The organism is Bacillus sp. JJ1773 (genome assembly GCF_036962035.1).
Classification (GTDB): domain Bacteria; phylum Bacillota; class Bacilli; order Bacillales; family Cytobacillaceae; genus Cytobacillus.
The window spans coordinates 1-13,778 of sequence record NZ_JBALNX010000091.1; the positions used below are offsets into that span (position 1 = coordinate 1).

General features: G+C 35.2%; 12 protein-coding genes and 1 riboswitch. Of the genes, 5 read left to right on the forward strand and 7 right to left on the reverse strand.

Features of this window, described 5'->3' with window-relative positions:
- Window positions 1-52 precede the first annotated feature (52 nt).
- Complete coding sequence (locus V7127_RS21890; protein WP_335353615.1) at window positions 53-913, forward strand: hypothetical protein; 861 nt, start codon at window positions 53-55, stop codon at window positions 911-913.
- On the opposite strand, the gene V7127_RS21895 is transcribed toward V7127_RS21890, so the two are convergent.
- Window positions 900-1,079: a hypothetical protein gene (locus V7127_RS21895; RefSeq protein ID WP_335489597.1), complete on the reverse strand. Its 180-nt coding sequence runs from the start codon at window positions 1,077-1,079 to the stop codon at window positions 900-902. The genes V7127_RS21890 and V7127_RS21895 overlap by 14 nt on opposite strands.
- A 115-nt stretch (window positions 1,080-1,194) precedes the next feature.
- Between V7127_RS21895 and V7127_RS21900 the strand changes: the two genes are divergently transcribed.
- The 3 genes from V7127_RS21900 (at window position 1,195) to V7127_RS21910 (ending at window position 2,798) form a co-directional block, all read left to right on the forward strand.
- A complete protein-coding gene (locus V7127_RS21900; RefSeq protein WP_335353614.1) occupies window positions 1,195-1,686 on the forward strand; it encodes a sigma-70 family RNA polymerase sigma factor in 492 nt (163 codons plus the stop codon).
- A 299-nt stretch (window positions 1,687-1,985) separates the two neighbouring features.
- Window positions 1,986-2,237, forward strand: coding sequence for a helix-turn-helix domain-containing protein (locus V7127_RS21905; protein ID WP_335353613.1), 252 nt, complete (start codon window positions 1,986-1,988; stop codon window positions 2,235-2,237).
- Window positions 2,238-2,276: 39 nt separating this feature from the next.
- Window positions 2,277-2,798, forward strand: coding sequence for a competence protein ComK (locus V7127_RS21910; RefSeq protein ID WP_335353616.1), 522 nt, complete (start codon window positions 2,277-2,279; stop codon window positions 2,796-2,798).
- Between the two features lie 739 nt (window positions 2,799-3,537).
- Window positions 3,538-3,630, reverse strand: a riboswitch (cyclic di-GMP riboswitch).
- A 198-nt stretch (window positions 3,631-3,828) separates the two neighbouring features.
- Here V7127_RS21910 and V7127_RS21915 read toward each other — a convergent pair.
- From V7127_RS21915 to V7127_RS21935, 5 genes are all read right to left on the reverse strand, one after another.
- Window positions 3,829-4,188: a hypothetical protein gene (locus tag V7127_RS21915; protein WP_335353612.1), complete on the reverse strand. Its 360-nt coding sequence runs from the start codon at window positions 4,186-4,188 to the stop codon at window positions 3,829-3,831.
- A 288-nt stretch (window positions 4,189-4,476) separates the two neighbouring features.
- Window positions 4,477-4,890: a hypothetical protein gene (locus V7127_RS21920; protein ID WP_335353611.1), complete on the reverse strand. Its 414-nt coding sequence runs from the start codon at window positions 4,888-4,890 to the stop codon at window positions 4,477-4,479.
- 80 nt (window positions 4,891-4,970) lie between these two features.
- Complete coding sequence (locus tag V7127_RS21925; protein WP_335489600.1) at window positions 4,971-5,906, reverse strand: hypothetical protein; 936 nt, start codon at window positions 5,904-5,906, stop codon at window positions 4,971-4,973.
- A gap of 201 nt (window positions 5,907-6,107) precedes the next feature.
- Window positions 6,108-6,302, reverse strand: coding sequence for a hypothetical protein (locus V7127_RS21930; RefSeq protein ID WP_335353609.1), 195 nt, complete (start codon window positions 6,300-6,302; stop codon window positions 6,108-6,110).
- A gap of 39 nt (window positions 6,303-6,341) precedes the next feature.
- Window positions 6,342-6,494 carry a zinc-ribbon domain-containing protein gene (locus V7127_RS21935; protein ID WP_335353608.1) on the reverse strand — a complete coding sequence of 51 codons (153 nt, stop codon included), beginning with the start codon at window positions 6,492-6,494 and terminating at the stop codon, window positions 6,342-6,344.
- Window positions 6,495-6,811: 317 nt separating this feature from the next.
- On the opposite strand from V7127_RS21935, the gene V7127_RS21940 reads away from it, so the two are divergent.
- Window positions 6,812-10,969 carry a S8 family serine peptidase gene (locus tag V7127_RS21940; protein ID WP_335489604.1) on the forward strand — a complete coding sequence of 1,386 codons (4,158 nt, stop codon included), beginning with the start codon at window positions 6,812-6,814 and terminating at the stop codon, window positions 10,967-10,969.
- A gap of 140 nt (window positions 10,970-11,109) precedes the next feature.
- Here the strand turns inward: V7127_RS21940 and V7127_RS21945 are convergent, their stop codons facing one another.
- A complete protein-coding gene (locus tag V7127_RS21945; RefSeq protein ID WP_335489607.1) occupies window positions 11,110-13,698 on the reverse strand; it encodes a hypothetical protein in 2,589 nt (862 codons plus the stop codon).
- Window positions 13,699-13,778: the final 80 nt, after the last annotated feature.

The following is a 13,778-nucleotide window of genomic DNA, read 5'->3' on the forward strand; positions in this document are numbered from 1 at the left end:
GTCCTTTCCCACCCTAAATCCATATGTAACAAGTAAAGGGTGGTGCATTTAAATGAATTTAAAATCAGGCAATATCAAACAGTTTGAGTCTTTTTCACAGTTTAAGAGTTTAGAAGAATTTAATACGCATATTGAAATGTGGATGTCGGTTCATAAGGACAAGCTTTCCAAGGGGGAGCTTGTCGGATTGAAGCGGCTTATTCGCTTTGCGGCGAAAGTGCCGGGGGTGTGTAATGCGAAAATCGGGACGGTGTTAAAGGCGATCCACGAGGAGTTCAACGGCAACGGAATTTCCCGCTCTACCTTCAAAAGAATGATTGCAAAAGCCACTGAGCTTGGCATCATAACCGTCCATGAAACGGAGAGAAAGAACGGTTCACAGTCCAGCAACCTTTATGTGTTCAATCGTTTTCCTAACAGTGAACCACCTAAGAAAGAAAAATTGGACTCCCCTATTAAAACTAGTAATCTTTCTAAAACTAATAATAAAAATAATAAAAAACGTAACGTGGGCGATACGTGTCTCGATTACACCTATACAAGTGACCGTGTGCCTAATGACTTTGTTCAAGTGGTAAAGTACTTTTTTCCTGAAGCCAAAAGCATTGAGGAATTCTGGAAAATGACTAGCATTGCTGCTTATCGCCATAACCGGATAAACGACAGGGAAAGAGTGCTATCCATAGCCATTCAATCCATGAAACAGCTCATACGAAAAATGAAAACAGCTGCCAAGGTCAACAAGCCCCTTGCCTATTACTATGGAATTCTAGATAAAAAATTTCAGGAGCTCTATTTCGAAGAACTTTACGAAGTGGACTTTCCTGTAACAATACATACAGATAAATCTATCGGTCCTTCCTGGATGAGCGAGCTTTTTAGAGACATCATATTTGGTTCTACTGCGACATAATCGGTTTTCCTGACGTATGATCCTGTTCAACTATTCGATGATCGACTTTTCCTTTAAGCACTAAGACAAGGGACCCTTCCACTCGACTCAATTTGGCACAAATCGGGACCAAAATCGTTATTTTGCGTTCAAAGTTCCTTTTTGATGCTGTTTTTTGACTTTTCACCCCCTGTTTTGCGTTCAAATTGGATTTTGATCTGTTCGATGGTCAAATGCTTTCTAAGTATGCTGTAGATAACCCGGGAATACACTGTAAAGCGCGCTTTCTGAAGGGAATTCTAATGGAAAGCTTTGAACAGGTTTCAAGTCAATATACTTTGATGATTCACAAAATTATTTCGTCCTTAAACATCTTCACGAACAAAGATGAATTTTTTCAGATTGGCCTGATCGGTTTATGGGAGGCTTATGAGCGTTTTGATCCAGAGAAAGGGAACTTCACGGGCTTTGCTTACGCTTATATTAGGGGCAGACTGCTTACAGAAATGACGAGAACAAATCGCAATGTGGAGAGAGTGGCACCTTTGAACGAGGAGTTTTGGGAATATATCGAGGATGAGTTCAACTACTGCTCCATGGAAGAAGATATTCTTCTTTCCTATTGCCAGGCTGGAAATTTAACTGAAAACCAGACAAAATGGGTTCTTTATAAATTTTTGAAAGATCTGACCGTCACCGAAATTGCTGCTATCGAACAAGTATCTTTATCTGCCGTGAAAAATTGGCGAACAGGAGCCAAGGAAAAGCTTAGAAAAGTGAATACTGTATTATAAGATCCAAAGGTGCCTGGCTCCACATATTACAAACATCTTGAGTCAAATTCAATATCGTGGCGCCAGCATCTTTACCAAAAATATGATTATTCACAATAATGTAACATTTATTGATTTTGTATGAATTCTAAATCCCTTATTCCACATAACCCTTATATATCAACGTTTCGCAATCGATAGATTTATAATTTCTAGACTTATTTTACTATAGTTTTGCCTTAGAGAAACATATGGGCACTACTCTGCATGGCGGAAAGTGTCTCTTTATAATCTAATAGGATTTAGAAAGGAGACTATCAGTGGAAACTTTAAATTTGAAGTACATAGGTCACACCTTGAAAAGGTTAAGAAAATCAAATCTTTTACGTCAGGAGGAATTTGCCCATCAGTGTAACGAGCTAGATCGAAAAACAATCAGTTTACTAGAAAACAATAAGCAAGTGCCGCTCCTGAGCACGATCAGTTCACTTGCAAAAGGATTGCAGATTACCCCATCTGAACTGCTAAAAGAAATTGAAGATGATTTACTTAAAGGAAGGTATGAAAATTAATAGGCATGTTGCCTGCCAAAGGAGCCGATTCACTTGTATATGAGATCTCGCTATAGAATAACGAAACAGTTTATACGAATGACAGGTTTTTATGATAGTAATGGAAAGATGTGCACACTTGTCACAGAAACTAGGAAAACATTTATGGTAGATCAATCCCCACTAGAAATTCTTGATGAAAGCATTCGCTGCATCGGCTATGATCTAAAAGGTGCTATGATAACATCCAAGCGACTGTTGGGCAATGTTCATCATTGCCCCGTTCTGGTCAACCCCATCCACAGAATTGTCTTGTTTCCGACCAAATCAGCTCTACATGAAGAGTGCACCTGGTTTAACCCCGTTCACATCAAGAGAACAAACAGCCTCAATAACCAAACAACCATCACGTTCAGTAACGGCCAAACCATAACCATCCCAGCGAAACTATCCTCCTTCAACTGCAAAATCAAAAGAGCAGAACATTTAGAGGAAATGACGAGAGATTCTATATTCTTTATTATAAATGGTCATGATCATCGTATGAAGCAACGAAAGAAAAAGGGCAATCACTTGCCTTAGCGGAACGGAAGGATTGATTCTTTAGCCCATTACGATTACTGTTAGTCACCTTTTTTATGAAAATTATTTCGAGGCACTTATGAACTAACGTTTGATTGAACTTTTTCTTTTAAAAATCGAGAGTAAAAAAGTTTGTCCCCTCAGGAATACTAAATCGATGAATAGTATCATTTTTCATCAAAAAGTAAAAAGGCACTTCAAAGATTATTACATTACACTTACTTTCTTACTAGCCTTTTCTGGACCAATTTTTATACCTTTACTATAAATGATAATATTATAGACCAATACGAACATACATATTAATCAAACGTTTGATTAAATCCTTCAAACCCATGCAGGACAAGGGATTGGGACAGTTCAATCAATCGTTTGATTAATGCTCTCTTGCACTGACAGGACGGGCTTCCCTAAGTTTATATCATAATAATTATTAATATTAGTCAATTGATTTAAATTGATATAAAAATACGAACATACATATCAATCAACGTTTGATTAAATTCCCTCAAAGCCATGTAGGAAAAGGGATTGAGACTGTTCAATCAAACGATTGTTTAAATGGGGCTTGAGCAAATGGCCCCACCTAGCTTCTTGCACAAGTAGTTTATGACTTTAGGTTATTTGAAGGCATTACCACCATATTTTGCGAGCAAAATTCACTTGTTCTATAATCGTTGCACAAAAATAGCCGTCTCTGATAAAGAGAGCAGCCATCACTTTACATATATAAAGCTACTTTGGCAACCTGCGATCATAGTTCAATAGCAAGCTGAACGACAGACCCATGGCTTTGCGTCCTCATCTTTCAATAAGTTTGCCTTTATCAAATTTTTTAAAAACAAAATTACCATTACTTTTTTATAATTTATATAGTAAAAGGAATAGCCAACGAAACTTAGCAAGATTTCACAAAAAATGTTACATAATACAACAATTATCTATTGATTAATTCTTTAGTGTTTTTTGCATCAAGAACGGACTAGGCACCCTGGTTTCCCGCGGCAGACGTGCCTCCTTCCGTTCCTTATTACCTTTTAGCTGGCCATAGAACAAATTCATTTTCTGGACATTTAAAAATAATATCCGTTCCATTAATATTCAAGGTAATACCTGTTGATTCTAGTGCTTTACCTACATATTGGGACAATTCTTTACCATAAGCGTTTTTCCAATATTTCGTTTGAAGCTCTGCTGCAAATTCACTTCGTGTTGTGAATCCAACTTTTACTGCTAATTCATCCAATTCTTCAGCAATAGTATGACAATAACCACTTGTATAAGGCTTATTTGGTTCTGAACATCCTTTATCAGTAGAATAATGATAAAAACTAGAAACCCCGTCTTCTATATCTGGAAAACTAATATATTTAACCAAAACTTCTATCATGATCTTCACCTTCTTATTAAGCTAAAATGATATTGCCACCGATTGATTGCTTTTCAAGATTCTCAATTCTAGATGGCAATCAACTAGACTAAATACCTACTAGTACTATATATAAACAATACGATTGTCATCAAATTTGTAAATAACATTAAGTCTATTTTGTTTGGGCACTCTGCCGGCCAAAGTAAATTATACAATGCTGGTGACCGCACTTTTATGCCAACTATTATTTAGGACGGTGTTATACGCCAAGATTCGAAAAAGGATATTTTAAACCTTTATAGTAGCTTAGTAATCTTCATCTACTTCTAATAACTCGGCAATACTAGCACGGGTTTTATACGCTAGTTCTTGATCCATAGTGGCTACACCAGCAGCCATGACCATTAGCATTTCATTTATATTTATTTCCTTTACCGTATAAAGGGAGGAATCTTCCTCAATAATTACACGGTGATCCCTTATCCAACTTATTACATCTTCACTTGGATACTCTTTTTCTTCAAGAGCCATATTTAGCTCATGAAATACCCATAATGCACTTTTATAGTGTTCTTCTTCGATACCTTCTGGAACACTTGGAGAACTCCCTACCTTAAAAGCCAAAAACAAAACTACTAAAATTCCAATAATCAAAACCCTTTTATTTTTCCATATCGGTTTCTTATTTACTAGTACTTCCTCAGCTTTTAGCTCACTCATATCATATCCTCCTAGAGAAAAGTTTTATAGCCTTCTTATAAGGCAAACCATTCCTAAATATTTTTTCGTTAAGTTGCCAGTTAATCAATATCATATTCACTTATCCAACCTTCATACGTCCTATTCTCATATTCAAAGGAAACTAAATAATAAGTATCTTCAACTGACCCTAGACGCTGCGTCTCTGAATTTAATATATCAAAATTTATGATTATCCCATTATTAATTTTTATTTCAAAAGCAACTGCATCTTCACCAAGAGAAAACGGAGGTGTTTTATATAAAATTATCCAATCACCTTCTTCAAAAGTATAAGATCGAATACCCCCTACTTCTAATTTGCTTTCTACTTTATAATATAAGGGCGATAGATCAAAAGTAGACTTTAATTGGTCAACTGAGTTATTTTGCGCTGCTTTAGACCAATCACCATCCGGTGCAACAACAAGTTTTGCTGCTGAATAGGTATTCTCAGGTTCGTCTCCTTCTCTATATGCAAATACCATTAATGCATCCGGTTTCTCTTGCTCATAGAATTTCTTTGCGGCATGAAGAAGGTTCTTTTTCAAAATTTCTTCATTTAATTCATGCGGAACTGTTATATATAGATTTCCTCTTTTAGCCCCTGATGTACTAACATCCCTTACTTCATTTAGGGTATATACAGGGTTAAATCCATCGAATGAACCAAATAATTTGTCTGTTGAGGTTCCATCTTTTGTTTCTAAAGTTGTTTCTTTTTCAATTAGTTTTTCTGGTTCTTCACTTTTGTTTTCTTTTAGCGAATCAATTGTGTTAACTTCTTCCGATATTTTATTTACAATCTCTTTTGGCATTAGATATATTATGATTAACATAATAATGAAAGTAATAATTGCCTTTGTAAAAGTTCCTTTTGCTTTCCTATTTCTATTAATTAGCGCTATTATAGTTGAAACAAGCAGAAAGGCTGTAATTATTCCTAACAACCCAATGATCCCGGTCATGAACGATACCATCTCTTCTATAATCCTCACTTTACTGAAACATACTTAAAACCATAAATCTGTATCCTTACTTTTACCAATAAAAACAATATATCATCCGAGCGTTTATTATAAATATTCCACCTAAACCAGTATCAACATTATTCCGAATTACCTTTAATAGTTCGGGATATTCATATAAGTAGAAGTCGAAAATAAAGTTATATTAAAACATTTCAAGGGTAGCACTCCTTATTGCATTAATCGTTTGTATTGAGCCTTTTCCAATAGTTTCATTGCCTTATCAAAATCTTTGTTTAAAGCCAGTTCCTCGGCTGTTCCTTTAAAACCTAGTACCTCTCTATTAATCCCCTTTTCTTGAACATAGTAATAACTAAGTCCAGTAACAACCATAATAACGCTTATTATTGGGACTAAGGTCGGCATTATTCGAACTAGAAACCGTTGATTTGTTCTTCTAGGCTTTCAATCGTGGTTAATTCTTAATTCTTCTTTTTCTATCGATGTTTCAGTTACAGTTGCTTCTTCTTTAATATCATCTTCATGTGTTTCAGTACCACAGCGAGAACAAAATCGAGAATCCTCCAATAGTTTCTCTTCACATTGATGGCAGTACATTTGAACCACACCTTTAAACAATTTATATATGTAAATATTACCATAGATTACAAAAGATATATCAATTCTCATCAAGAATATTAAGTGAACTCCATTAATAAAAAGAAGATTTGCTTGATAGGGCAGTCAATCCTACAGCTTGTTCTCAAAATTGTTTTCTATAATTCATGCAACAGCAACTCCACAGTTTTGAAAAAACTTCTCCGATGATGGTTTTCTAAGAATTTCCCATATAGTAAAATTTAACTAGATTGTAGACATATTATTTGATAAACTCTTTTTGGGATTTCAAAGTTACTATCAGGGAGATGAGCTTTTTGAGGATAAAAAGGAAAATTACTTCATTAGGTTTAGGATGTTGGGTTGTAATTTCGTGTTTATTTAGTAGTTTAGGTGCATCGTCTGCACTGGCAAATGAGGAACAAAATACTCATAAAAACACAGCAGCTTTAAACAAGTATAAGGAATTTAAAGGAAAGAATAACAATATTAATTTGAAGAACCAGCCTTATATTGATGGAGAAGTACTTGTAAAATTCAAAAAAAGAACAAACAAAACGTCACTTCTAAAAAAACATAACTATAAAGTCAAAGAAGAATTACCATCAGGAATTACTTTAATAGAGGTACCTAAGACTGAGCAAACAAGTAGTTTTATAAAAACATTATCGGATGATGCTAATATTGAAATTGTACAACCTAACTATCTTTATCATCCATCAAGTATTTTTAATGATCCATACTCAAACGAATTATGGGGTCTTCATAATACAGGTCAGTATATTAATGAGATTAGAGGAAAAAGTGATGTAGATATTAATCTACCAGAAGCTTGGAATTTGATAAAAGAAAAACCATTGAATGAAATAATTGTAGCAGTAATTGACTCAGGTGTGCAAACTACTCATCCAGATTTAGCAGAGCATATTTGGACTAATGAGGCAGAAGCAAATGGAATAGCAGGTGTAGATGATGATGGGAATGGCTATATAGATGACTTAAATGGTTATGACTTTTTCAATAATGATAATACTGTATATGATGAAATTGATGGAGACGAGCATGGAACACATGTTGCGGGGACAATTTCAGCGACTACAAATAACAATATAGGTGTCGCCGGAATTGCACCTAATGTTAAAATTATGCCTTTAAAATTTCTTGGACCTGAAGGTGGATCAACTTTTGGTGCTATTCAAGCTATTAACTACGCTAAGGAAAAAGGTGTAAAGATTTCAAATAATAGTTGGGGAGGTTACGGGGACGATTGGTTTCTAAAGGAAACTATAGAGAGTTCCGAAATGCTTTTTATAGCCGCTGCTGGAAATTATGGAAAGAATAATGATAGTCTTCCATATTACCCTGCTAGTTATAATAGCTCTAATATATTGAGTGTTTCAGCAGTTGATAGCAAGGGAAATAAAGCATCTTTCTCAAACTATGGCAGAACGAGCGTAGATATTGCGGCACCCGGAGTAGATATTCTGAGTACTGTGCCATTTCAAACGCCTTCATTTGGGGCTGCAGCTGAAATAATAGGTCCAAACTATAAAGCTATTTTTAATGGGTTCGGCTTTGAAAACATGATCAATTTTATTAAGAGAAAAGATGCTTTTCAAAAAGCATTGCAATTTTTAGATGCCACGACGAATTCTAATATTTTGTTAGTTCAGGATGATGAGTCCGATACTATTCACCAGTCATATCTTTCTATATATGAAGAATTACTTAGTGACTTAGGATACCAATATCAGGTTAAAACAGTTGCAACAAATACTGATGGCCCAAATTTAACAGGGTTCGATATTGTTATCTGGTTCACTGGTGATGCTTATGGAGAATGGCCTACGCCTACTTTAACAGAAAATGATTTATCATCATTGGACACATATTTAAAAAATGGTGGGAAACTTATCTTATCTGGTCAAGATGCAATATGGTGGAATGAATACAGTGACCTTGTAACTCAAACGCTTGGTATTCAGTTCTTTCATGAAGGACTTCCGTTACCTTCAACGGTTATGGGGGAATCTGGAACAATTTATAATGGTGAAGAATATGAAATTAGCCAAGTGATGTTTGCTGATCTCATAGATGCCAATGCTGATTCTCCCCTAGGAGTACATACAGCAGTGAATTTATCCTATCCAGAATTTCCGATTGGCTACCCGCAGTATGAATATTTTGACGGTACATCTATGGCTGCACCACATGTTACTGGTGCTGTTGCCTTAGCTATGGGAGTTAACGATAAATTTACACCAGAACAATTAATTGATTTAACTAAAAAAACAGGTAAAACTGTAACTGGCGCGAGCATGACTACTTCTAAAAAAATGGTTGACGCTAAAAAACTGATTGAATCTATAAGTCCTGTTAAGCTTGAGATTAACGAATTGTTTGATAGTAGCCCATACATTAAGGGCAGTTCAGATCCAGGAGCAAAAGTAACGGTTAAGGATATAAATAATAAGACAATTACTTCAGGAACAGCTGATAAAGCTGGGAACTTTAATCTAAAACTAAAATCCAAACAAACAGCTGATACTAAATTTTTCGTTAGAGCTGAATTAGGACTAAGGACTTCCGAACAAATTACTTTAATTGTCAAACAGGACACGGTTAAACCTGAATTAGTAGGGAAATTAATTGCTACTAACGTTAGTACTTTTGCTGAAGGAATAGTAACTGAGGAAGCATCCATAAAGATAACTATCTCTGGAAAGACATATGTGGGTAAGACTGATGTAAATGGGAAATTCAAAATATCGATTGGAAAGCAAGCAGAAGGAACAACTGGGGTCATTGAACTCACGGATAATGCTGCTCCAGCAAATATTACAACAATAAATTTCACCATAAAAGACGGGATTGCGCCAGTTATCAAGAAAGTAAATCCAATCTATAACACGTCTAATTATATTGAAGGAGAAGTTAGTGAAAGTGCTGCGATAGATATTTTTACTTCTCCTGATAATAAAACTTGGTCAAAATTAAATGCTGAGCCTATCACAACAGATTCAAATAATAAATTTAAGTTCGAATTACTTGAGAAATTAGCGAGTACAACAAAAGTCAAAATTGTCGCTACCGATAAAGATGAGAACATTAGTAAAGATTCCTTATCAACAGTTGTACCAGACAAGAAAGCACCTGTCATTGTTGAACCAGCCATTCTTGAAATTGATGATAGTGGAGAAAAAACAATCGCTGCAAAATTAGATGAGGCGGGAACGGTAGAAGTAAAAGTGAACGGTAATTCGGTTGGTGACGCAATTATTACTGAAAAAGATGGTTCCTTTACAGTAACAATCCCTAAACTATTACCAAATGCCAAAGTAACTTTCATATTAACCGACACAATAGGTAACAAAACAGAAAAAACTTATATAGCGAAAGATGCAACTAAACCTATCATAATTCAAGATAGTATTTTCGATGTGTTTAATACAAGTAAATTGATTAAAGGTAAGGTTAGTGAACGTGCAACGGTCACAGCCGCAGTTAACGGAAAAGTAATTTCAACTGCAACTACTGATGCAGAAGGAAACTTTTCATTAACTTTACGCAATCGCCTAGCAACAAATACAAATGTTGAATTAAAAGCAAAAGACTTTGCGAAACCCAAAGGTTTAGAAAGCGATAATGTCACAATTGTTATTAAAGATGATACCATTAATCCAGAATTAATCTCGATTTCAATTGCTGATAATTCCACTACAGTTACTGGAAAAGTTAGCGAAGAAGCAAAAGTGCAGTTAAAAGTGGGAGAAACTGCTTTAAACAGAACACCTGTATCGACGGATGCACTAGGTAACTTTAAAATCTCTATTCCAAAGCAAAAAGCTGGTACTTATGTTACTATATTAATCACTGACTTTGCTGAAAATAAAATAGAACAAAACGTATTTGTGGAAGACAAGACAGCTCCAGTTGTTGTAAAACTAGAGCCGTTTTATCACGGGACTTCATCTTTCCTTACTGGCTCTGTAAATGAAGCTAGTACAATAAATATATATATAATTGGCCGTAACGGAAAGATTGAAGAACCTGTATTTATTTCAGGTGCTACGGATTCAGATGGAAAGTTTAGTATACAGGTAGAAGAGGTTTTAGCAATAGGTTCAAAGCTAGGTATTATTGCCGAAGATGAATCAGGCAATAAAAGTGCAACTAAAGTTATAACAGTATTAAAAGACACAGCTGCACCTACATTGAAAGTCAATTCAATATATAATGATACTGTAGTAATAGAAGGTACACTTAATGAAAAAGGAACTGTAACGGTTCTTGTTGGCTCAGAGGAGATTGCAACAGTGGATACAAATGAAAATAACGAGTTTTCAATTAATCTCAATGGACCACTAGCAGGTAGAACCAAGGTAACATTTATTTGCGAAGACACGGTAGGAAACAAGCGGACATATACTCAATATGTAAAAACGTCTGCAGCACCTGTACCTTCTGCCTATTAAATAATAATATTAGATAGTTTGTATTACCAGTTTCAGCTTGTGAAAATTCCCTTAATAGATTTAATATAACAAGTAATTTAATTTTCTAATTTGAAAAAGAGAGCTACCGCAAGTAACGGTAACTCTCTTTCTTTTATTTATTAGTTAGATGCAACACCGTTTTTAACTTGGTTGCCATTAGCATCAGTTAATTCAGCATTCTTGAAATCTACTGTAATTTTGTCTGTTAAAGTAACAGCGTTTGTTAAAGTAACTTTCAATTTACCACCTTCAATAGCTGGTGTAAATGCAGCTGAAGTGCCATTAACTTTTACTTCGATACCTTCAAATAATACAGTATCTGCATCGATATCAGCTGATTGAATTGCTTCAGAGAAGCTAACAACCGCTACATTACTTCCGTTTACAGTTAATGCAGAATTAACAGTTGGAGCAATGTTTTCAGTTAAAGCTAATTGAGCTGTGTTTTCTCCATCAGCTAGCGTGTTTCCATATGCATCTTTTAAGTTAGAAGCAGTGAATGTAAATGTTCCATCAACAGTTACAAAACCTTCTGGTAATGTAATAACCACTTTATTTTTGTTATCTACAAACTTAATGTCTGTGTTTGCAGGAAGAACTTTTCCACCAATTGTGTAGTTAGATGGAGATAGTACAGAATCAGTCATTCCATCTGCATGTGTTCCAGCAAATGCTACTGTGATCACATTTTTATCTTCACTAATTGTAGTTGTAACAACTTTTCCAGCTTCTTGATCAGCTGATTTAGGTCTTACAACATTAAGTGTAATGACTTGTGCATTTTTGTTTGTGTAGTTGTCTTCTACTTTATTAGCAGCTAACTCAAGAACATAAGTTTTGCCAACTTCAAGTTGCGTTCCAGCAGCAAGAGTAAGTTCAAGCTTATTAGTTACTGTTTTTCCATCTACAACAGGATTTGCTGCAGCAGTTACTGTTAATGAAGTTGAGCTTTGATAGATTCCATCAATTGACTTAACCGTTAATGATGCAATGCTTGCTGGAGAAACAACATCTTCATTGAATGAAAGAACTAATTTACCATCAGCTTTTGCTTCTGCGCTTACTAATGAAGCAGCTGTTTTATCAGCAGTAAATGTAGAATTAAATTTAACTTCTTTCATTTCATTTGGAGTTGATGCTTTATCAGCAAATCCTTTAACGATCACTTCTGAAGTAAAGAAGTTTGTATTGTTAGCAAAAAATGCACCACTATTTGCTTTTTGAACATCTACTACAAAAGTTTTATTGTCTGTTGTAGTAATGTCATTTGCAGCAACTGCAGTCCCACCAATTGAAACAGCACCTTTAGTTACTTCTTCAGAGAAAGTTAATGTTAACTTGTTTCCATTTGTAGATGTAGCAACCGTTGGAACAGTAGAATCTACAACTTTAGCTGGAACCGTTAAAGAAAGTGTAAGATGTTCTGCTCTATTTGTTTTTCCAGCAGCATCATCTGTTGCACCTACGATATCAATTGTATAAGTTTTACCTACTTCTAAATCGCCTAATACAACTTCTCCTTTAGTTAGATCGCTTGATTTCGGAGAAACTTGTACACCATTTACAGAGATAGTTCCAAATGAAGATAGTTCTTCAGAGAATGTTAATGTTAAGTCTGCAGCTGTATCAGAAGTATGAGTGAATTCTGTTTTAGCAACTGCTGGAGCTACAACATCATCATATGAGAATACTGTATTGAATTCTTCAGTTTGAATTACAGAGTTATCTGCAGCTTTTTTAGCTGTATCAAGAGCTTTTACAGTTAATTTAGCATTTGTTACTTCCGTGCTATCTAAAGTATAAGTAACAGATTTTCTATCTTCAGAAAGAGTTGCAGCTGAATCTGTTTTATTTTCTAGAATAAAAGCGTCTTTTAATTGTGCTTCAGTTGTTCCTTCAGCTAATGCAGAAGTAAAATTAACAACGATTTGTTTAGCATTAAGTGCACTAACAGACTTCACTTTAGGAGTTAATTGACTTTCAACTTCTTCTAAAGTTTTTACTAGTGTAGCTTTCATAGCTGTATTTTTTACTTCTTTCATATACTTAGCAGCTTCAGCAAGGTGCTTTTCTACATCTGCTGAGTTGTTAGCATCAAGAGCTTTTTTCGCTAAGTCTAATTCGATTTTTACAGATACTTCGAATTTTACGCTGTCACGTACTGCTTCAGCAGACTTTTTGTATTGAGCACGGATTTCATCACGTGTAGATTGTCCGTAAACGCGGTCTAAAAGGATTGCTTGCTTACGGATTTCAGTAGATAGCGCATGGTATGCAGCTTCTGTCTTGTCATCAATAAGGTTTTTCTCGATTTGTGCTTCAAGAGCTTGTTTCTTAACAGTAATTTTTTCACCAGCTGTAATAGCATCGATGTAAGCCATTGTACGGTTAATATGTAGAGTTACATTTTGCTCAATGTCAGCAAGGTATCCAGCTTTTTGTGCAGCAGGTAATTTGTTGATTGCTGCAACTGCTGCATCGCGAGCTGCTTTAGCTGCATTATATTGTGCATATGGACGAGTTTTTCCATCTGCAGAACCTTCTGTAGAGATAGCCCATTTTAAAACCGTGCCAGCATCTTTAGCTTTTTTCACTAAAGTTTGAACATCATTTGCTGCTGCGTCAGCGCCAGCTGGAGCTGTTGCAACGAATGCAGATGCTGCGATTGCTGTTGCACTAAGTACTTTAATTGCTTTTTTCTTGTTCAAGATAAATCCCCCTAGATAGATATTTATATTATTATTGTAATATACCAACATTATGTAAGGCTGGTGAATTGCCCCTACAA

What these genes read in the sequence shown, in the direction of transcription:
- V7127_RS21890 (WP_335353615.1), top strand. Translation starts at nt 53, where the DNA reads ATGAATTTAAAATCAGGCAATATCAAACAGTTTGAGTCTTTTTCACAG.
- V7127_RS21930 (WP_335353609.1), bottom strand. Translation starts at nt 6,302, where the DNA reads ATGCCGACCTTAGTCCCAATAATAAGCGTTATTATGGTTGTTACTGGA.
- V7127_RS21915 (WP_335353612.1), bottom strand. Translation starts at nt 4,188, where the DNA reads ATGATAGAAGTTTTGGTTAAATATATTAGTTTTCCAGATATAGAAGAC.
- V7127_RS21910 (WP_335353616.1), top strand. Translation starts at nt 2,277, where the DNA reads ATGAGATCTCGCTATAGAATAACGAAACAGTTTATACGAATGACAGGT.
- V7127_RS21900 (WP_335353614.1), top strand. Translation starts at nt 1,195, where the DNA reads ATGGAAAGCTTTGAACAGGTTTCAAGTCAATATACTTTGATGATTCAC.
- V7127_RS21920 (WP_335353611.1), bottom strand. Translation starts at nt 4,890, where the DNA reads ATGAGTGAGCTAAAAGCTGAGGAAGTACTAGTAAATAAGAAACCGATA.
- V7127_RS21935 (WP_335353608.1), bottom strand. Translation starts at nt 6,494, where the DNA reads ATGTACTGCCATCAATGTGAAGAGAAACTATTGGAGGATTCTCGATTT.